General features: G+C 60.4%; 17 protein-coding genes, 1 tRNA gene and 1 other RNA gene. 8 read left to right on the top strand and 11 right to left on the bottom strand.

Annotated features, from left to right (window positions below; all coding sequences use genetic code 11):
* Positions 1-25: 25 nt before the first annotated feature.
* A complete protein-coding gene (locus QO231_RS08265; RefSeq protein WP_316775050.1) occupies positions 26-763 on the top strand; it encodes a FadR/GntR family transcriptional regulator in 738 nt (245 codons plus the stop codon).
* A gap of 64 nt (positions 764-827) precedes the next feature.
* Positions 828-1,175: a transfer-messenger RNA gene (gene ssrA, locus QO231_RS08270) on the top strand.
* Between the two features lie 74 nt (positions 1,176-1,249).
* Here ssrA and QO231_RS08275 read toward each other — a convergent pair.
* Positions 1,250-1,323 (bottom strand) — tRNA-Gly (locus QO231_RS08275).
* 262 nt (positions 1,324-1,585) lie between these two features.
* Here QO231_RS08275 and QO231_RS08280 point away from each other — a divergent pair.
* Complete coding sequence (locus QO231_RS08280) at positions 1,586-1,771, top strand: hypothetical protein (protein WP_316775051.1); 186 nt, start codon at positions 1,586-1,588, stop codon at positions 1,769-1,771.
* Between the two features lie 18 nt (positions 1,772-1,789).
* Here QO231_RS08280 and QO231_RS08285 read toward each other — a convergent pair whose 3' ends face one another.
* From QO231_RS08285 to fumC, 3 genes are read right to left on the bottom strand one after another with little or no spacing between them, the layout of a single operon-like run.
* Positions 1,790-2,041 (bottom strand): ribbon-helix-helix domain-containing protein, encoded by a 252-nt coding sequence (locus tag QO231_RS08285; RefSeq protein ID WP_316775053.1) that lies wholly within the window; start codon positions 2,039-2,041, stop codon positions 1,790-1,792.
* Positions 2,038-2,214 carry a DUF4169 family protein gene (locus tag QO231_RS08290; RefSeq protein ID WP_316775056.1) on the bottom strand — a complete coding sequence of 59 codons (177 nt, stop codon included), beginning with the start codon at positions 2,212-2,214 and terminating at the stop codon, positions 2,038-2,040. Before QO231_RS08290 ends, QO231_RS08285 begins: the two co-directional genes overlap by 4 nt.
* Positions 2,214-3,608: a class II fumarate hydratase gene (gene fumC, locus QO231_RS08295; protein ID WP_316775058.1), complete on the bottom strand. Its 1,395-nt coding sequence runs from the start codon at positions 3,606-3,608 to the stop codon at positions 2,214-2,216. The genes QO231_RS08290 and fumC overlap by 1 nt, the downstream gene beginning before the upstream one ends.
* Before the next feature lie 175 nt (positions 3,609-3,783).
* Between fumC and QO231_RS08300 the strand changes: the two genes are divergently transcribed.
* The gene (locus QO231_RS08300) at positions 3,784-4,347 is read left to right on the top strand and encodes a hypothetical protein (RefSeq protein WP_316775060.1); all 564 of its coding nucleotides are present in this window, start codon (positions 3,784-3,786) and stop codon (positions 4,345-4,347) included.
* A 5-nt stretch (positions 4,348-4,352) separates the two neighbouring features.
* Here the strand turns inward: QO231_RS08300 and QO231_RS08305 are convergent, their stop codons facing one another.
* Together QO231_RS08305 and QO231_RS08310 are read right to left on the bottom strand one after the other, a co-directional pair.
* Complete coding sequence (locus QO231_RS08305; RefSeq protein ID WP_316775061.1) at positions 4,353-4,835, bottom strand: SspB family protein; 483 nt, start codon at positions 4,833-4,835, stop codon at positions 4,353-4,355.
* 260 nt (positions 4,836-5,095) lie between these two features.
* Complete coding sequence (locus QO231_RS08310; protein ID WP_316775063.1) at positions 5,096-6,715, bottom strand: long-chain-fatty-acid--CoA ligase; 1,620 nt, start codon at positions 6,713-6,715, stop codon at positions 5,096-5,098.
* A gap of 196 nt (positions 6,716-6,911) precedes the next feature.
* Between QO231_RS08310 and QO231_RS08315 the strand changes: the two genes are divergently transcribed.
* Positions 6,912-7,388 (top strand): acyl-CoA thioesterase, encoded by a 477-nt coding sequence (locus tag QO231_RS08315; RefSeq protein ID WP_316775065.1) that lies wholly within the window; start codon positions 6,912-6,914, stop codon positions 7,386-7,388.
* Positions 7,389-7,549: 161 nt separating this feature from the next.
* Here QO231_RS08315 and pgi read toward each other — a convergent pair whose 3' ends face one another.
* The 3 genes from pgi to zwf are packed head-to-tail and all read right to left on the bottom strand — an operon-like array spanning position 7,550 to position 11,298.
* The gene (pgi, locus tag QO231_RS08320; protein WP_316775067.1) at positions 7,550-9,169 is read right to left on the bottom strand and encodes a glucose-6-phosphate isomerase; all 1,620 of its coding nucleotides are present in this window, start codon (positions 9,167-9,169) and stop codon (positions 7,550-7,552) included.
* Positions 9,170-9,172: 3 nt separating this feature from the next.
* Positions 9,173-9,844: a 6-phosphogluconolactonase gene (gene pgl, locus QO231_RS08325; RefSeq protein WP_316775068.1), complete on the bottom strand. Its 672-nt coding sequence runs from the start codon at positions 9,842-9,844 to the stop codon at positions 9,173-9,175.
* Positions 9,841-11,298 (bottom strand): glucose-6-phosphate dehydrogenase, encoded by a 1,458-nt coding sequence (gene zwf, locus QO231_RS08330; RefSeq protein WP_316775069.1) that lies wholly within the window; start codon positions 11,296-11,298, stop codon positions 9,841-9,843. Before zwf ends, pgl begins: the two co-directional genes overlap by 4 nt.
* Positions 11,299-11,461: 163 nt before the next feature.
* Between zwf and QO231_RS08335 the strand changes: the two genes are divergently transcribed.
* Positions 11,462-12,415: a radical SAM protein gene (locus QO231_RS08335; RefSeq protein WP_316775070.1), complete on the top strand. Its 954-nt coding sequence runs from the start codon at positions 11,462-11,464 to the stop codon at positions 12,413-12,415.
* An 82-nt stretch (positions 12,416-12,497) separates the two neighbouring features.
* Entirely contained in the window at positions 12,498-14,048 is a 1,551-nt protein-coding gene (locus QO231_RS08340) for a caspase family protein (RefSeq protein ID WP_316775073.1), read from the top strand.
* 79 nt (positions 14,049-14,127) lie between these two features.
* On the opposite strand, the gene QO231_RS08345 is transcribed toward QO231_RS08340, so the two are convergent.
* Positions 14,128-14,397: an usg protein gene (locus tag QO231_RS08345; protein WP_316775074.1), complete on the bottom strand. Its 270-nt coding sequence runs from the start codon at positions 14,395-14,397 to the stop codon at positions 14,128-14,130.
* A gap of 193 nt (positions 14,398-14,590) precedes the next feature.
* Here QO231_RS08345 and gyrA point away from each other — a divergent pair, with 193 nt between their 5' ends.
* Positions 14,591-17,356: a DNA gyrase subunit A gene (gyrA, locus tag QO231_RS08350; RefSeq protein ID WP_316775077.1), complete on the top strand. Its 2,766-nt coding sequence runs from the start codon at positions 14,591-14,593 to the stop codon at positions 17,354-17,356.
* Here the strand turns inward: gyrA and QO231_RS08355 are convergent, their stop codons facing one another.
* Positions 17,357-18,718 (bottom strand): MATE family efflux transporter, encoded by a 1,362-nt coding sequence (locus QO231_RS08355; protein ID WP_316775079.1) that lies wholly within the window; start codon positions 18,716-18,718, stop codon positions 17,357-17,359. It abuts the gene before it with no gap.
* Positions 18,719-18,731: the final 13 nt, after the last annotated feature.

The following is an 18,731-nucleotide window of genomic DNA, read 5'->3' on the forward strand; positions in this document are numbered from 1 at the left end:
TGTCAGACAAATGAAAAGTGCACCGATGCAAATTGACCCCAACAGCAACGCGGATCTTTCCGCCCAGATCGCCACGTCGATTCGAGATGCGATCATGACGGGCGGGTTGATCGTGGACGAACGCCTGCCGTCCGAAGCCGAGCTGGCCGACCACTTTGCCGTCTCCCGCCCCACGGTACGCGAGGCGCTGAAACGGTTGGCGGCACAGTCGTTGATCCGCACGCAACGGGGAGCTTCTGGCGGGGCCTTTGTCAACCGGCTCAGCTATCCGGAGGCTTATTCCCAGCAGATCACCACCTCAACCCTGCTCCTGTCGATGAACGCGGTCAGTTTTGAAACAGCCTGCGAAGCGCGCTATGCGATGGAGCGCGCCTGTGCGTCGCTGTCTGCCGCGCGCAGAACTGCGGATCATCTTGCCACCATGCGCGCCGAGATTTTCAGGCAGGGCCAACCCGGCCTGACGGACGAAGCATTCTGTGCGTCTGATGTCGCATTCCACCGGGCGTTGGTGGATGGGGCTGGCAACCCCGTGCTGTCCTATCAACTCGCCGGTGCGGTCGAGGCGATGCAGCCCTTGATGAACATAATCACGTTCACCGCCCGCTCGCGCGAGGCGATTGTCAATCTGCACACCGACATTGCCAACGCGATAGAATCGCAGGACGGCGCGGCCGCAAGCGCCGCGCTCACCGCGCTCGAAACCGAAACGCTTGCGCTGGCCCAAAGCGTCTTTGCCGCGCGCGCAAAACCCCTCGGCCAATGACGAGACCGGCAATGCGCCCGCGCCAGGGTTCAAGCCTCGGGTTTGTGCGCCAGATCGCACAGCGCCGATTGCATCCGCGCACTTCCCTGCCTATATTGTGACTGTCCTTCGGGACTATGGACATAAACGCGCTCGTAATAAGCGGATCGGACCCGGGGGCGGTACCCGGCGGCTCCACCAAATATCCCTCATTTGGGGATCATGGGGCCGAAATAGGATCGACGAACGTCTAAAGGGGTTAGCTTTGTCTCGGCGGTCTGCCACCGTTACCGGCGAAAAAAGTACAATTGCAAATGACAATCGTGCTCCGGTTGCCGTTGCTGCGTAAGCAGTAACAGTACCGAAACTTAAGCCCTTGCGCCTAGCAGTGTAAGGCGGGGTTCGCAGGCACCTGGCAACAGAAGCCTGCACTTTTCACGTAGTTTCAGATCCAAAGAACGCGCTCGCAAAGCCCGTCTCGCATTTGTCCTCGACCCGTTTTGGGATTGGAGCGGGTGAGGAGAATCGAACTCCCGTCATCTGGTTGGGAACCAGGTGCTCTACCATTGAGCTACACCCGCAGCGCGCATCGGGATAGCGGAACGACGTGAGCCACGCAAGTTCAAAAGGGTGCGCAAGGCCTGGCAGGCGATGGCGCCCTGCCCATCCCGCGTTGGTATTGTGCACTTGCAACGACGTTCTGGCCGTGTCGTCTCACTCTCTTTCAGAAGAGTGCTTTGGACCGCAACTTAGGGGGACAATTGCGGATTTTTCCCCGTTTTCGGTGTGACGTCAGCGGCTAGATCCAGATGTATACCGACCAAACCGAAACTGGAGACCCAAATGACAATGTTCCTGACCAACGCGGCCCGGTCAATCTTCTTTCTCGGCCCGGTTTCCGACACCCAGGCGTATTGCGCCAAAGAGGTGGTCCGCGAAAACTCAAAGGTTCAGCATCACCTGCGAGCCGAATACGCAGACCTGTTCGAAGCCGACCTGCGTTCTTCTCCAACTGCGCCAACAGCATAGCGCTGAAGAACAGGCGCATCACGTGCTGGACGACTCTGCCGACAGTTCCTCTAGCCGCGCCTCGTAGTGCGCCAGCACAAACAACCGGATGGCCGTCGCCAACCCCGCCGATGTGCCGCGCTCTTCGTCTATCCGGGCCGCCAGTACATTGATCGGGATAGACTGCTCTTCGGCAATTCTGCGGAACGCGGCCCAGAACGCGTCTTCGAGCGATACCGAGGTGCGATGCCCGCGCAGGGTCAGCGAGTGTTTCTTCGGACGCCCGCTCATTCCTCGGCCTTGTGACCATCCAGATCGCGCCGTGCCATTTCCGTGCGGGCGCGATCCAGTTTCTTTTCGCCCTTTGTCCGTCCGAACCTGACCGCATTTTCTTCGGCGCGGGAGGTCTTGTCAGCCCGCGCCTTGTCTTTGCGAAAACGGTTCAGGTTGACCGGCTTCGACATCAGTCTTTGGGGCCGACCATCTGCTCGGGCCGAACCACCTTTTCGAAGGTCTCCGCATCCACAAAGCCAAGCGCGATGGCCTCTTCCTTGAGCGTAGTGCCGTTCTTATGCGCGGTCTTTGCGACCTTTGTGGCGTTGTCGTACCCAATGGTCGGCGCCAGCGCCGTAACCAGCATAAGGCTCTCTTTCATCAGCTTGTCGATGCGCGGTTCATTGGCCTCGATGCCGTTCAGCATCCGCTCGGTAAAGCTGTCGGCAACGTCGCCGATAAGCTGGATCGACTGGAGCAGGTTATAGCTCATCATTGGATTGTAGACGTTCAGTTCGAAATGGCCCTGGCTGCCGGCAAACTTGATCGCAGCGTCGTTGCCCATGACATGCGCGGCGACTTGCGTCATCGCCTCGGCCTGGGTCGGGTTGACCTTGCCCGGCATGATCGAGCTACCCGGCTCGTTTTCTGGCAGGATCAGTTCGCCCAACCCCGAGCGCGGGCCAGAACCGAGGAAACGGATGTCGTTGGCGATCTTGTACATCGATCCGGCAACCGTGGCCAATGCACCCGACATGAAAACCATGGCGTCATGGGCGGCCAGCGCTTCGAACTTGTTGGGAGCGGTGACAAACGGCAGATTGGTAATCTCGGCCATGTTGGCAGCGACCGTTTCGCCCCAGCCGTGCTTGGTGTTCAGCCCGGTGCCGACAGCGGTGCCACCCTGTGCGAGTTCATAGATTCCCGGCAGCGCCGCATTCACCCGAGCGATCCCCTGCCGGATCTGATGGGCGTAGCCCGAGAATTCCTGTCCCAGTGTCAGCGGTGTCGCATCCTGCGTGTGCGTGCGCCCAATCTTGATGATGTCCTTGAACTGTTCGGCCTTGGCCTCGAGCCCCGCGGCGAGTTTCTCAAGCCCCGGCATCAGCACGTCGCGGACACTCATCGCCGTCGCGATGTGCATGGCGGTCGGGAAGGTATCGTTGGAGGATTGCCCCATGTTGCAGTGATCGTTCGGGTGCACCGGGTCCTTGGAGCCGATGACGCCGCCAAGAATTTCTATCGCGCGGTTGGCGATCACCTCGTTTGAATTCATGTTGGACTGTGTGCCGGAGCCGGTCTGCCAGACGACCAGGGGAAAGTTATCGTCAAACTTGCCGTCGACAACCTCACCAGCCGCTTGAATGATAGCATCGGCCAGTTTCGCATCCAGCGCCCCGGACGCCTTGTTGGCCTGCGCACAGGCCTGTTTGATTACGCCAAGCGCCCGCACAATGGCGACGGGCTGTTTTTCCCAGCCAATGGGGAAATTCTGAATGGACCGTTGGGTCTGCGCGCCCCAATACTTGTTGGTGGGGACCTCGAGCGGTCCAAAGCTATCGGTTTCGGTGCGGGTCTGGGACATGTTGGATCTCCGTCAGGTATGCGCTTGTATGCCATTTATCCGCCATGAGGGATCGGTGCAATCTGCCATCTGGGCGCAGGGCGCATCGCCACCGGGTTTCGGAGCAGCACTTGCATCATTGAGATTGCCGGATGACGCTGTAAGGTAGAGAGATCTCAGGAGGCAAAGCTTTCAGATGCCATGCGTGAATGTGATCCATCCCGGATTTGCCCGCACACTGCGGGCCCTGACCGTCGCACTCCTTTTCTGCGTTGTGGCACAGACCGCATCGGCCGAAATCTCTCGTTTTGTGGGGCAATACACCGGCTCCGCCGTGGTCTCTGATAGTGATGGTTCAGAGATTCCGCGAGACATGAGTGTCACGATCAAGGAGACCAAGAAGGGCTTCTCGGTGAAATGGACCACGACCACCTACAAGACACGCGACCGGATCAAGGAAACGACCTTCGAGATCAACTTTGTGCCCACTGATCGCGACGGTGTGTTCGCAGCGGCGATGAAGCGCAACGTGTTCGGCCATGAAGCCCAACTGGATCCGATGCAGGGCGAACCCTATGTCTGGGCGCGGATCGATGATGAAACGCTGACCGTGTTTTCGCTGTTTGTGAATGACAGCGGCGGTTACGAAATGCAGCAATTCGACCGGACACTCGCAGCCGGTGGGCTTGATCTCAAATTCACGCGAACCGCGAATGGCAAGGAAACACGGACTACCGAGGTCTTTCTCGAAGAGAAGTAGACAGGCTACTTGCGGAAGCTGTCCAGCGAAACAACTTCGGCATCGACCTTTTCAGCAGTCGCCTCGTCTTCCTGTACATGGTCGGTGTTGATCGCGGCCGGAACGATCGACTCGATCTCGTCTTCTTCCTCGTCTTCCGCACTTTCAAAGCGCAACCCGAACTCGACGGACGGATCAACAAAGGTCTTGATCGCGTCATAGGGGATATAGAGTGGCTCGGGCGCATCCCCGAAATTCAGCGTCACGGCGAACCCGTCCTCCCCGACATCCAGATTGTCGAACCAATGCTGCATCACCACGGTCATCTCGCCGGGGTAACGGTCGGTCAGCCAATCAGCCAGTTCAACCCCGGGGTGTGACGTGTCAAAGGTGATGAAGAAGTGATGCACCCCGGGCAGACCATTGTCGGCCACATCCTGCAAGACGGACTTGATCAGTCCGCGCATCGCAGTGTGCATCAGGTTTCCGTAGTCGATATCGCGGGACATTCAATCTTCCACACTAGGGGCTGCATCAAGCATAAGGGATTCGAGCATAAACAAACCCCTGGGACAACCCTAATTTGTTTCGCCGTCCGCTTGACGGGAGAGCAGCGTCGCGACCCCGCCACCGATGGGCCGACAGAGTTCCTGACGCTTGCCCACCGCACCCGCAGGTCTCGGTATCTGCGGTCAACACCTAGCTACAGATACTGGGACCGCCCCCAGCCCCCGCCATGATGCTGCGAATTGCAGGTTTCCGGTCCGCATCAGCCGGTCAAGGCATCCGCGAACTGCTCGCGCAGATTGCGTTTGAGAACCTTGCCCGTGGCGTTCAAAGGCAACGCCTCGATGAACACGGCCTTGTCGGGAACCTGCCAGCTGGCGATCTTGCCGTCGAAAAAGGCCAGCAACTCCTCTTCCGTCGGCGTTTCTCCCGCGGCCGCAACCGCGACAAGCAAGGGACGTTCGTCCCATTTCGGGTGACGCACCCCGATGACGGCGGCATTGGCCAGCTTGGGATGTGCGATCGCGATGTTTTCAAGCTCTACCGAACTGATCCATTCGCCGCCGGACTTGATGATATCCTTTGACCGGTCACGGATCGTCATGAACCCGTCCGGATCAATCGTCGCAACATCGCCCGTCGCGAACCAGCCCTCCTGAAGGGTGTCCTGATCGCCCATACGGAAATAGCTGTCGATCACCCAGTGGCCCCGCACCAGCAGATCGCCCTGCGTCTTGCCATCGTTTGGCAAGGTGCCGCCATCTTCGTCGACGACCTTCAACTCCACACCAAACGGCGGACGGCCCTGATTCTCGCGCAGCCTGTGCTGCTCCCTAATCGGCAGATCGCGATGTTTGGCCAGAGGAATGTTCACCGAACCCAGCGGACTCATTTCGGACATGCCCCAGGCATGGATCGTATCGACGCCAAAATCCTCGCGGAACTGTGTCATCATCGAGGGCGGGCAAGCGGATCCACCAACAACGGTACGCTTGAGGCTCTCCAGCTTGCTGCCCATTCCCTTGGCATGTGCCAGCAAACCCAGCCAGATGGTCGGCACGCCCAAGGCAAGCGTCACCTTCTCTCCGTCAATCAGCTTGACCAGGCTCTCGCCGTCAAGCCCCGGCCCAGGCATCACCAGCCGGCTGCCCACCATTGCTGCGCAATAGGGCACGCCCCAGGCATTGACGTGGAACATCGGCACGACCGGCATCACGACATCCATTGCCGTCAAGCCAAGCGAATCCGCGAGATTCGCGGCATAGCTGTGCAGCAGGGTCGAACGGTGCGAATACAGAACGCCCTTGGGATTTCCCGTCGTTCCAGAGGTATAACAAAGGCTTGAAGCGGTGTTTTCATCCAGGTCCGGCCATTCGAAATCATCATCCCCGGTCTCGATCAACTCGTCATAGAACATCAGCCCCGGCACCTGCTCCGCCAGCGCCGCGTCCCGCGGTCCCATCAGCACGACATGCTCCAGGTTGGGCAGATGTTCGCCCAGCTTGGCGACGATTGGCAGGAATGTGGCATCCAAAAACAGGACCCGATCGTCCGCATGGTTGATGATATAGATCAACTGTTCGGGGAACAGGCGCGGATTGATCGTGTGGCAGACAAGACCCGCACCAGACACCCCGAAGTAGATTTCCAGATGCCGCCGGTTGTTCCACGCGATCGTGCCGCAACGCGTCTGCGGATCGAGACCAAGCTTGTGCAGGGCCGAGCCCAGCTTGCGGGCATTGCGCGCAACGTCCCTCCAGTTGGTGTGGGTCACGCCCCCGGATGTCTCGACGGACACGATCGTGGTATCGCCATGATAGTTTTCCGCATGATCAATCAGCGACGAAATCAGCAGGGGTGCAGTCATCATCTGGCCCAGCATAACAGGCTCCTCGTTCAATGGTTCTGGCCGGGCAAAGGCCCCGTGCGCGTTCTGGTCATCTGAGGCGTGCCCGATCGGCTGACCGCTCTGGTCGCCTGTCCGGTCCGTCTCCTCCCCCGGTCAACCTGACAAGGATAACACCTGTTGGCAATATCGGGCTTGTCCTGAAATCGCACTGCGGATAGCCGTTTCGCCTATGACCTTGCGTTACCACACCCCGCTGAGCCCGACCGAACAGACCACGCTCGGGATTGCCACGCCGCAAACACTGGCGCTGGCAGATCGCGTTCGTTACGCCGAACTCGATATCCTCCAGCATGTGAACAACAAATCCTACATGGGATGGTTCGAAACCCTGCGCGTCGCGCATTTCCACAGGTTCTGCGCCCATCACTTCCAGGACGGGGGCAGCCCGCGCATGGTCCTGCGCAATGCCAACATGCAATTCATCCGCGAGATGGTGATGGGCGAGGACTATGTCGCAACCGCCCGCGTCGCGGCCTTTCGCAACACCTCATACACGCTTGAACAACAACTGTGGGCGGGTGATCTGCGCGCCACGCTCACTGCGGTCATGGTCCTGCTCGCCCCGACCGGTTCGGGCCGCCTGCCGCTGCCCCAGAGCCTCAGACAACAGTTCCAGCTGAGCGAAGGCGCAACCTCTGACGCCTGATCTCTCGCAGCCCTTCATCTTTGTCTGAAATACTCCGGGGGTGAACGGGGAAAATCTCGATTTTCGCCGGAGGGGGCAGCGCCCCCTGCCCCTTTCCGTTCCTGTCCGCCCGGATGTTTGGCCCCGATGTTTGCCCCGATGTTTGGCCCGGTTTTCGCGCGTCAGGCAGCACCTCCGTGCCTGTGCACGAACTCGACCAGCGCTGCGGTCGAACCGTCCTTGCCCGATGTGCTCTGCGTGCCATCGACAACCGGTCCCAGCGAGGTGGCAAGTTCCTTGCCCAACTCGACGCCCCATTGATCATAGGAATTGATGCCAAGGATGACGCCCTCAACAAAAACCCTGTGTTCGTACAGAGCGACGATCTGGCCGAACACGAACGGCGTCAGCAGCGGATAGGCCAATGTCGTCGACGGACGGTTACCGGGAAAGACCCGATGCCGCGCCTGACGCTCCAGTTCCGCAGCGTCCAACCCCCTGTCTGCCATGCGCGCCCGCGCCTCGTCGATGGACCGCCCCCGCATCAGCGCTTCGGACTGCGCCAGGCAGTTCGCGACCAGCAGGCGATGCTGATGCGCCAGATCCGGCTCGTGGCCCTGCGCGGCCACCATGAATTCGCATGGCACCACGCCCGTTCCCTGGTGGATAAGCTGGTAAAACGCGTGCTGACCGTTGGTGCCAGGCTCGCCCCAGACGATCGGGCCGGATGGCACGGTCAGCGCGCTGCCATCCATCGCCACGCTCTTGCCGTTGGATTCCATTTCCAGTTGCTGCAAATAGGCTGGCAACCGCGCCAGTCGCTGATCGTAGGGCAGCACCGCGCGGGTCGGATATCCACATATCTGATGGTGCCAGATGCCGATCAGGGCGAGCAGAACCGGCAGGTTCTCGTGCCAATCAGCGGCCCGGAAATGCGTATCCATTGCCTGCCCACCGCGCAGAAACGCATCAAACCCCTTGGGGCCGATGGCCAGCATCAGCGACAGACCGATCGGCCCCCAGACCGAATAGCGCCCGCCGACCCAATCCTCGAAGCCGAACACATGCGCATCGTCGATACCAAATGCCGCCGTCTTGTCGCGGGCCGTCGACAGCGCTGCAAACTGCATCGCGGGATCGCCGCCCCCTTCCTGCATCCAGGCCCGTGCCGTGCGGGCATTGGTCATCGTTTCGATGGTCGTGAAGGTCTTGGAAGCAACGATCACCAGCGTGGTCTTCGGATCCAATCCGCGCAGCGTATCGGCGATATGCGCGCCATCGACATTCGACACGAAATGGCAGCGCGGCCCATCCTGATAGGGTGCCAACGCCAGCGCCGCCATCGCCGGGCCGAGATCGGACCCGCCTATGCCGATATTCACGATATCGGTGAAGGCACCGCCGGTTCCGGCCTTTTCGCCCGAGCGCACAGCATCCGAAAAGGCCCGCATCTGATCCAGCGTCGCCAGAATACCGGGCATCACATCAATGCCGCCAGAGATCACAGGTCCACCGTCCAGATTGCGCAATGCCGTGTGCAGCACAGCGCGGTCTTCGGTTTCATTGATGCGGTCGCCACCGAACATGGCCGCGCGATGCCCGGCAAGGTCGGCCTGATCACACAGATCGATCAACGCCTCCATCACAGCGGCATCCACACGCGTCTTTGAATAGTCCAGCCGCAGATCACCGACTTGCGCGGAAAACCTCTCGGCGCGATCGGGGTCGTCTTCGAACATGGCGAGCATCTGCCGTGATCCGGTCGCCGCGTAAAGCCCATTCAGGTGCGTCCAGTCTACCATCTTTCACTCCGCCCAATGTATCGTCATTTCATCCAGCACCGCGCGCACGGGTGCCTCTTCGGGCGACAGTTTCCGGGCCCGTTCCAGCGCGGCGCGCTTGTCAGCCCCGAAGATCACCAGGTGCTTTGACATCGCGCCGTTCAGCACCCAGGCGCTCAGACTCACCCGGGTTTCGGGCACGCCCTCGGGACGCAGCACCGACAGCACCGGCGCATCCTCCGACAACGCCTCTGCCAATCCCGCAACGCCCGGAAACAGCGAGGCCGTATGCATGTCCACGCCCATCCCGAGCAACAGCACCGAAACCGGCAGTTCCGGCGCCAATTGCGCCTCGATCTCGGGAAGCACCGACTCGGGTTCCTGCGCGGGTGCATAGAACGGCAATAGCGTGGCAGCGGCGGCGCGCCCGGTCAGCAATCGCGAGGCGATCAGCCCGGCGTTGCTGCGCGGGTCGTTCTGCGGCACCCAGCGTTCATCTGTTGCGAATACATGCACGCGGGACCAATCCAGATCGGCCGCGCAGAGCACATCAAAGATCGGTCCCGGCGTCGTTCCACCGGGGACCGCGAGCGATGCGCGATCATGGGTGAACAGAGCCGATTCCAGATCACCGGCAATCACGTTCGCCAAGTCGATGGCCGCGAGTTCGCGATCTGCATATTCAATGATATTCATGGTTTGATACCCCGCCAGGCGCGACCATCGCGGCGCAACAACTGTTCCGCGTGATCGGGGCCCACACTACCACTTTCATAGGGCTTGGGCACCTCTCCGCGCGCTGTCCAGCCCGCGATCATCGGATCGGCCCATGCCCATGCCGCCTCGACCTCATCGCCGCGCATGAACAGGGTCTGGTTGCCCCGGATCACGTCCATGATCAGTCGCTCATACGCGTCCGGCGGATCTCCGCCCTCGGGTCCGAGCGCCTCAGCAAATGTCATGTCCAGCGGAACGTCAACAAGCCGCATACCACCGGGGCCGGGTTCCTTGATCGTCACCTGCAACGTGATTCCCTCGTTCGGCTGCAACCGAATTGACAGCACATTGGCATGGCGACCGGCTTCCGCTCCGAATATGGAATGGGGCGCGTCCTTGAAGACCACGCTGATCACCGAGGACCGGGCCACAAGGCGCTTGCCCGTGCGCAGATAAAACGGTGTGCCCGCCCATCGCCAGTTGCTGATATGCGCCTTTAGCGCAATATAGCTTTCAGTGCTGCTGCGTGGGTTGCCTGCGGCCTCGCGATAGCCGGGATGTTCCCCATCAAGCGCCTGGTACTGGCCGCGCACGATGTGGTGTGGTTCAACCGCATCCAACGCCCGGATCACCTTGAGCTTTTCATCGCGTACCGCATCCGGATCGAACTTGGCCGGCGGCTCCATCGCGATCAGGCACAAGAGTTGCATCAGGTGGTTCTGCATCATGTCGCGCATCGCCCCGGCCTTGTCGTAATACTCCCCGCGTCCACCGACACCGACGGTTTCGGCCACGGTGATCTGGATGTGATCCACGTATTGACTGTTCCAGAGCGGCTCAAACAACATGTTGCCAAAGCGGATCGCCATCAGGTTCTGAACGGTTTCCTTGCCCAGATAGTGGTCGATCCGATAGATCTGACCTTCGTCAAAATGCTCGGCCAACGTGTCGTTCAGCGCGCGTGCGGTGGCCAGATCATTCCCGAATGGTTTTTCCACCACGATCCGCGACTGCTCCGTCGCGATCCCGTGATGGTGGATGCGTTCGGCCAGATCGCCAAAAAGCGCGGGTGCCACCGAAAAGTAGAACGCCCGCACACAGCCGTCACGCATCTTGCCCGCAAGTTCGGCCCAGCCGTCAGTCCCGCGCGCATCGACGGTTACATAGTCGATGCGATCCACGAAACCCTCAAGCGCATCCGACTGCGCCTCGTTGCCGCCAACAAACTCGACGATCGCCGCGCGCACCGTTGCCTTGTATTCGTCGGCTCCATGCCTGGAGCGCGCCGCGCCGATGATCCGCGCCTCATGCGGCATCTGCCCGGCGCAGAAGCGACGGAACAAGGCCGGCAGGATCTTGCGCCGCGCCAGATCCCCGGTACCCCCAAAGATAACAAGATCAAACGGTTCCACCGGAATGACTCGCGATACCATGACCAACCTGCCCTCATGTTTGCGTGTTTTACGTAAATGTTAGCGCTCACATATACCAAAACACGCGTGCATCACAACTATGTCAATCGCCGCAGTGTTACATTTCTCCGCCGACCTCCGTGGGCTAAACCCGTTTCAGGACGTTCACAATGGAAGATGGCAAATGAAAGATCTGGCAACGCAACCCGCCAATGCAGGAAAGTTCCAGAACCGTTTTGTCACCGCCCAGGGGGAGACGCGGGCCTCGGTGCCGCTCAGCAAGCCGGAAACACTCTGGTTCAACACCGGAACGCAATGCAATATCGAATGCGAGAACTGCTATATTCTCAGCAGCCCCACCAACGATGCGCTGGTCTATATCAGCACGGACGAGGTCAACGCCTATCTTGACCAGATTTCCGAACGCGGTTGGCCGATACGCGAAATCGGCTTTACCGGCGGCGAACCGTTCATGAATCCCGAGATGATCGACATGGCACGCGCCGCTCTCTCGCGTGGATTTGAGGTGCTGATCCTGACCAACGCGATGCGCCCGATGATGCGCAGGACAATGCGCGAGGGGTTGATCGAACTTCAGAGACTTTACGGCACACAGATGACACTGCGCGTATCGCTGGATCACTACAGCCGCGACCTGCACGATGCTGAACGCGGTGCGGGGAGCTTTGCCAAGACCATGACCGGAATGGATTGGCTTCGGGATACCGGTATCCGGACAACGGTCGCCGGTCGCGCCCACTTCGACGAAGATGAGGCGTCCGGCCGTGCGGGTTTTGCCGCCCTCTTCGAGTCGAACGGTTTTGCCATCAACGCGCAGTCGCCGGCCGAGCTCGTGCTTTTTCCGGAGATGGATGCAGAGGTCGAGGTGCCCGAGATCACCACATCCTGCTGGGATATCCTCGGCAAGCGTCCAGAAGATGTCATGTGCGCCTCGTCCCGGATGGTGGTCAGGCGCAAGGGGGCGGATCATCCCGTCGTGCTGGCCTGTACCCTGCTCCCGTATTCACCCGAATTCGAACTCGGTGAAACCCTCAGCGACGCCGAACAGGACGTCCAGCTGAACCACCCGCATTGCGCCAAGTTCTGCGTCCTGGGAGGGGCAAGCTGTTCCGCGTGAACCGGTTCACCCGACTGCCGTAGAAACCTGCGCTATAGTGCGAGGGAATCGCTGCGGAGCACGTGAATTGATACGACTTGGAATGACCCTTCTGCTGCTGGCACTGGTCCCCGGCTCGGCGGCAGCCGAACGCCGAATGGCCCTGGTGATCGGGAATGATGCCTACGATCAGGTTCCCCGGCTCGAAAAAGCGGTCGCAGACGCCACCGCCATCGCCGAGACACTGACCGCACAGGGTTTTGAAACCATCACCGCAACGGATTCCAGCCGCCGGCAGATGAATCGGAGCATTTCGGAATTCACCGGGCAATTGCAGGCGGGCGATACGGCGGTCCTGTTCTTTGCTGGCCACGGGGTCGAAATCGACGGCGAGAACTATCTTCTACCCACTGATATCATCGCCCCGGCGAGCGGCGAGCGGGATTTCATCAAGTCGGAATCCATCGCACTCTCCGCCCTGCTCGACCGGATCCGGGCCACTGGCGCAAGAACGACAATCGCCATCATCGATGCCTGTCGTAACAATCCGTTCCAGAACACGACGGGCCGCAGTATCGGCGGCGCCCGTGGCCTGGGCCGCATCACCGCGCCGCAGGGCACATTCGTGATCTTTTCTGCGGGTGCGGGACAGCTGGCACTGGACGAGCTGACCGAGGACGAAGTCGCCGAGAATTCTGTGTTCACCCGCCTGTTGCTGCCCCGCCTCGCCCAGCCGGATCTGGAGTTGCGCACATTGGTCGCCGACCTGCGCACCGAAGTCCGCGACCTTGCCCGCAGCGTCAACCATCAGCAGTTCCCGGCCTATTATGACGAGTTGCTGGGGGACTTCTATTTCGCGCGCGCATCGTCGTCGGTGCAGGAAACCCTTGGCCCGGACAACGCCACCACCGACCATATGCGCGCCGATTTCGATCTCGCCCGGAGCATCGGCACCCCCGAGGCGATACAGGTCTTTCTCGACCGATACACCGATCGCAAGGATGAATTCACTTATCGCATGGCCTTGCAATTGCGCGAAAAGGATGAGTCCGACACCCGCCTCGCCCCCGAACAGGAGCCTGACCCGGCGGCCCAGGAACCAGATCGAAAAACCATCATCCGCGAGACCCAAGCCGCCCTGAACGCCGCCAAATGCTCTGCCGGGTCCGCCGACGGCGTCCCCGGCCCGCGCACGCGCCAGGCCTTTCAGCGGTTCATCACCGACACCGGTGCCGCATTGAAAGCCACCGACCTTGGGACAGCGAAGGCGCTGCAGGCAATCAGGCAAAGCGGTTCCCGGACATGCAACGCGCAACCCGCGGCTCAGCCCGATGCTGCTGTTTCGCGGGCGCAACCGGCCGGTTTCAACATCGCCGGCAACTGGCAATTCAGAGCAAGCTGCCCCTTGTTCATCAAGACCACCGGAACAGCCAGTTACACCCGTACCGGCCCCAATTCCTTCAGAGGTACGGTGAACGACTCTCTGGGTCAGAGCGCGACGACGCTGGTCACCCTGACCGGGCGCAAGATGAAATTCGTGCTGAACTGGGCGACCGTCACAACCTATGCGTCGGGCACATTGGCTGCGGATGGCCGCAGTTACTCCAACGTCGCCTCCAATGGATGCACTGCAACGGCTTGGCGCGTGAGCTGATCCAACGCCCCAACCCATACGGAGCCAACGGCCTTACCGAAAGATGTCGCGTGCCGCAGCGCTGCGGACCGATGGATCGTCAGTGCAGTGCGAACTCACCCACCTGATTGTGCCATTCGCCCGATGACAGCAGTTTGCGATGCGTAAAACGGACGGAATGCAGGGGTCCATCGATTTCACGTTGCCAGAATTCTACGAATTTGAACAACGCGGGATGGTCTGGTGCAAGATCATATTCTTGCCATACATAGCTGTTGAGAACGTGGGTATAGTCCGGCATGTGATAGAACAATTCTGCCGTTGTCAGCCCGTACCCTTTCAGCATCAGTTCGGTTTCTGTGGGTTCCATGATATAACTCGTAAGTTGCCTCGATATGTTCATGATCGCCAAAAAAAGTTAACTTTCAACAAAAACAGTGTGTTAGCAGAACATCACGGTGGCTGCCAAATGATCGGTCACAGCACCATTGCACCTTATATGCGTCGTCTGGTAAGGTCCGCCTACTATATATAGTCGACGCACAGAGAGTGGGCAAAATAACGTGAGCGACACGCCGGAACCACCTGAAAATATGGATGAAACCCCGCCAGAGCGGCCCGTCTATGACGGGCCCAGCGTGTCCATCGAATCCGAAATGCGCACATCCTATCTGGACTATGCGATGTCGGTCATCGTGTCCCGCGCCATTCCCGACCTGCGAGACGGTCTGAAACCGGTCCATCGCCGCATTCTCTATGCGATGCATGAAACCGGCAATACGCATGACAAACCCTATCGCAAATCCGCGCGGCCGGTCGGTGATGTCATGGGTAAGTACCACCCCCATGGCGACAGCGCGATCTATGACGCACTGGTGCGGATGGCGCAGGACTTTTCCATGTCTTTGCCGCTGCTGGACGGCCAGGGGAACTTTGGCTCCATGGACGGCGATAACCCGGCGGCGATGCGCTATACCGAAGTGCGCATGGACAAGCCCTCGGCGGCGCTGCTCGCGGATATCGACAAGGACACCGTTGATTTTCAGGACAATTACGACGGCAAGGACAAGGAACCCACTGTCCTGCCGGCGCGCTTTCCCAATATGCTGGTCAATGGCGCAGGTGGCATTGCCGTCGGCATGGCGACGAACATCCCGCCCCACAACCTTGGCGAAGTGATCGACGCCACGCTGGCCCTGATCGAAGAACCGGACCTGACCAGTGAACAGCTGATCGATTACGTTCCGGGGCCGGATTTCCCGACGGGCGCAATCATGCTCGGACGATCCGGCGCGCGAAAGGCCTATCTCGAAGGCCGGGGCAGCGTCATCATTCGCGCGCGCACCCGCGTCGAGGAAATCCGCAAAGACCGCTATGCGATCATCGTCGATGAGATTCCCTACCAGGTGAACAAGGCGAGCATGATCGAGAAGATCGCCGAGGCGGTCCGCGAAAAACGCATCGAGGGTGTCGCCCACGTGCAGGACGAATCCGACCGCAACGGGGTCCGCGTTGTTGTCGAACTCAAGCGCGATGCGACCGCCGAGGTCGTCCTGAACCAACTTTATCGGTTCAGCCCGATGCAGACCTATTTTGGGTGTAACATGCTGGCGCTGAACGGTGGCCGACCCGAGCAATTGACCCTTCGCCGGTTTCTGACCGCCTTTATCGACTTCCGTGAGGATGTCGTAGCCCGGCGCACCGCCTATCTGCTGCGCAAGGCGCGCGAACGCAGTCACGTGCTCTGCGGTCTGGCCGTCGCTGTCACCAACATCGATGAAATCGTCGCCACGATCCGCTCCTCCGCAGATGCCGCCGAAGCGCGCGAAAAGCTGATGACCCGCCGCTGGCCTGCCGCGTCGATCATGGAATACATCGCCCTCATCGACGATCCGACGCACACGGCAAACGAGGACGGCACCTATAACCTGTCCGAAACCCAGGCCCGCGCGATCCTTGAGTTGCGCCTGCAGCGCCTGACCCAGATCGGCGTCAAGGAAGTCACTGACGAGTTGGAAGAACTGGCCGGTAAGATCAAGGAATACCTTGAAATCCTCGGCAGCCGTGAACGCATCATGGGGATCATCTCGGACGAACTTCGCGAGGTCCGCGAGCAATTTGCCGTGCCGCGCCGCACCGAGATCGTCGACTGGTCCGGCGACATGGAAGACGAAGACCTTATCGAGCGTGAGGACATGGTCGTAACCGTGACTTCGGGCGGCTATATCAAACGGACTCCGCTGGCCGATTTTCGCAGCCAGCGGCGTGGCGGCAAGGGCCTCGCAGGGATGCAGACCAAGGAAGAGGACGTGGTCACCACGCTCTTCGTAGCCAATACACACACGCAACTGCTGTTCTTTACCACCGAGGGCATGGTCTACAAGCTCAAGACATGGCGCCTGCCGCAAGGCGGACGGACCTCCAAGGGCAAGGCGGTGGTCAATATCCTGCCGATCCCCCCCGGTGTCTCGGTCGCGGCGATCATGCCGGTGGATCGCGAAGAGACGGAATGGGCTGATTTGCAGGTGGTCTTTGCCACCTCGGCGGGCACCGTGCGCCGCAACAAGCTGTCGGATTTCACCAACGTGATGCGCAACGGCAAGATCGCAATGAAATTCGAGGACGAGCATGCCGGGACGACCCTGATCAATGCCCGCATCGCCAGCAACGACGACGATGTGATGCTGGTCACCAACTCGGGCCGTGCCATCCGCTTTCCGGCCACCGATGTGCGCGTATTCAACAGCCGGAACTCGATCGGCGTGCGCGGGATTCGATTGAACGGCGATGACCGTGTCGTGTCGATGTCGATCATTCGGCATTTCGACGCCACTTCGGACGAACGCGCGGCCTATCTCAAGCGACGCCGCGCCGTCGCCGGCCTGGCCGATGATGTCGAAGCGTCAGAGGACGAAGACGTCAACGCGATGGCCACGATCTCTCAGGAACGCTATGCGGAAATGTCGGCGGCGGAAAATCTGATCCTGACGATTTCGGCACGTGGTTCCGGCAAGCTCAGCTCCAGTCACGACTATCCCGTTCGCGGGCGGGGCGGTCAGGGCGTGGCGGCCATGGACAAGGCCATGCGCGGTGGTGACCTGGTGGCGTCCTTCCCGGTCGAGCTTGATGATCAGATCATGCTTGCCACCTCCAAGGGACAGTCCATCCGGGTTCCGGTCGAGGGGATTTCCTTCCGCTCGCGCTCTGCTGGCGGCGTCAAGGTCTTTGACACGTCGAACGGTGAAGAGGTGGTCAGCGTGGCGTGGATTGCGGATCAGGGCGAGGCCGACGCGGAAACGGGTGGCGACGAAATGGCTGGCGGCGAATAATCAGGCCGCCACGCCGATCTGTTTTATCGTCCGACCCCAGAACCGCACCATCAGGAACAGGGCGGTAAAGGCCAGGCCGACGACAAGGCCCAGCCATATGCCGACTCCGCCCATATCCTGCACAAAGCCGAGATAGTAGGATGTGGGGATCCCGATGAGCCAGTAGGACATCGCCGCCATCACCATCGGCACCTTGGTGTCCTGCACCCCGCGAAGCAGCCCCAAGGCCATGGCCTGTGCCCCGTCGACAAGCTGAAACAGCGCGGCAACAGCCAGAAGCATCACACCGATTTCGAGGATCTCCGGTCGGTACGGGTTATCGGCTTCCATGAACGCCGAAAGAAGCGGAACCGGCGCGAGGACGAAGACGATCATGGTCAGGACCGCAAAGACCAGCGACAGACCAGTCACCGCAATAGCACCACGCGCCATATGTGCCCGGTCCTGCCGACCATAGGCATTGCCCGCCCGGATCGTGGCGACGTTGCACAGCCCCAGATGCACCATGAACGTGGCAGAAGCCACGGTAACGACGATCCCGTGCGCCGCCAGCGACAGCGTGCCCAGCCACCCCATCATCAGCGCAGAGGCCGCAAACAGCCCGACCTCGCTTACAAGGGTCAGCCCGATGGGCACACCGAGTCGGAAAACGCGCCCCATCATCTCCCAGTCAGGCCGCCAAAGGCGAAGAAAGATCTGGTGGTCAGGCAGTCGCCACGCAGCATAGGCAACAATCGCGATCAGCGATATCATCTGTGTCACAAGGGATGCGAGCGCCGCGCCAAACAGGCCCAGTTCCGGCGCACCCCAGTTGCCGAAGATCAGCATGTAGTCCACCACGCCATTGGTCACCGCCGCCGTCAGCGTGACCCAGAGAACGACCTGTGTACGTTCAAGTGCGGCGAGGTAGGATTTCAGGACCATCACCAGCAAGGCCGGAATGATCCCCCAGCAGGCCACCCGCAGATACTCCGCAGCCAGTTGCGCCACCAGAGGTTCCTGCCCCAGCAATTGAAGGATCGGGCGCGACCAGATCATCAGGGGCATGACCAGCAGGGCATAGGCAAGCGACAACCATAGCCCCATGCGCGTGGAGCGTCGGACGCTGATCTCATCGCCCGATGCCTCGGCGGCGGCCACCATCGGCATCACCGCCAGCGCGAACCCACCGCCCAGAATGAAGAGCACGAAGAAGTAGGTCGACGCCAGCGTCACCGCTGCAAGTTCGTTCACCCCATACCAGCCCAGCATCACCGTATCGACAAGGCCGATGGCGAACTGCGCAAGGTGCCCTCCGACAAGCGGCAGGCCCAGCACCAAGATGGCCTTGATATGGCCGGGATATGTCATTGCAGCGCTCATGAGAATTCTGCAG

Source organism: Sedimentitalea todarodis, from assembly GCF_032595355.1.
In the GTDB taxonomy this organism is placed as follows: Bacteria; Pseudomonadota; Alphaproteobacteria; order Rhodobacterales; family Rhodobacteraceae; genus Sedimentitalea; species Sedimentitalea todarodis.

What these genes read in the sequence shown, in the direction of transcription:
- QO231_RS08265 (WP_316775050.1), top strand. Translation starts at nt 26, where the DNA reads ATGCAAATTGACCCCAACAGCAACGCGGATCTTTCCGCCCAGATCGCC.
- QO231_RS08280 (WP_316775051.1), top strand. Translation starts at nt 1,586, where the DNA reads ATGACAATGTTCCTGACCAACGCGGCCCGGTCAATCTTCTTTCTCGGC.
- QO231_RS08285 (WP_316775053.1), bottom strand. Translation starts at nt 2,041, where the DNA reads ATGAGCGGGCGTCCGAAGAAACACTCGCTGACCCTGCGCGGGCATCGC.
- QO231_RS08290 (WP_316775056.1), bottom strand. Translation starts at nt 2,214, where the DNA reads ATGTCGAAGCCGGTCAACCTGAACCGTTTTCGCAAAGACAAGGCGCGG.
- fumC (WP_316775058.1), bottom strand. Translation starts at nt 3,608, where the DNA reads ATGTCCCAGACCCGCACCGAAACCGATAGCTTTGGACCGCTCGAGGTC.
- QO231_RS08300 (WP_316775060.1), top strand. Translation starts at nt 3,784, where the DNA reads ATGCCATGCGTGAATGTGATCCATCCCGGATTTGCCCGCACACTGCGG.
- QO231_RS08305 (WP_316775061.1), bottom strand. Translation starts at nt 4,835, where the DNA reads ATGTCCCGCGATATCGACTACGGAAACCTGATGCACACTGCGATGCGC.
- QO231_RS08310 (WP_316775063.1), bottom strand. Translation starts at nt 6,715, where the DNA reads ATGCTGGGCCAGATGATGACTGCACCCCTGCTGATTTCGTCGCTGATT.
- QO231_RS08315 (WP_316775065.1), top strand. Translation starts at nt 6,912, where the DNA reads ATGACCTTGCGTTACCACACCCCGCTGAGCCCGACCGAACAGACCACG.
- pgi (WP_316775067.1), bottom strand. Translation starts at nt 9,169, where the DNA reads ATGGTAGACTGGACGCACCTGAATGGGCTTTACGCGGCGACCGGATCA.
- pgl (WP_316775068.1), bottom strand. Translation starts at nt 9,844, where the DNA reads ATGAATATCATTGAATATGCAGATCGCGAACTCGCGGCCATCGACTTG.
- zwf (WP_316775069.1), bottom strand. Translation starts at nt 11,298, where the DNA reads ATGGTATCGCGAGTCATTCCGGTGGAACCGTTTGATCTTGTTATCTTT.
- QO231_RS08335 (WP_316775070.1), top strand. Translation starts at nt 11,462, where the DNA reads ATGAAAGATCTGGCAACGCAACCCGCCAATGCAGGAAAGTTCCAGAAC.
- QO231_RS08340 (WP_316775073.1), top strand. Translation starts at nt 12,498, where the DNA reads ATGACCCTTCTGCTGCTGGCACTGGTCCCCGGCTCGGCGGCAGCCGAA.
- QO231_RS08345 (WP_316775074.1), bottom strand. Translation starts at nt 14,397, where the DNA reads ATGGAACCCACAGAAACCGAACTGATGCTGAAAGGGTACGGGCTGACA.
- QO231_RS08355 (WP_316775079.1), bottom strand. Translation starts at nt 18,718, where the DNA reads ATGAGCGCTGCAATGACATATCCCGGCCATATCAAGGCCATCTTGGTG.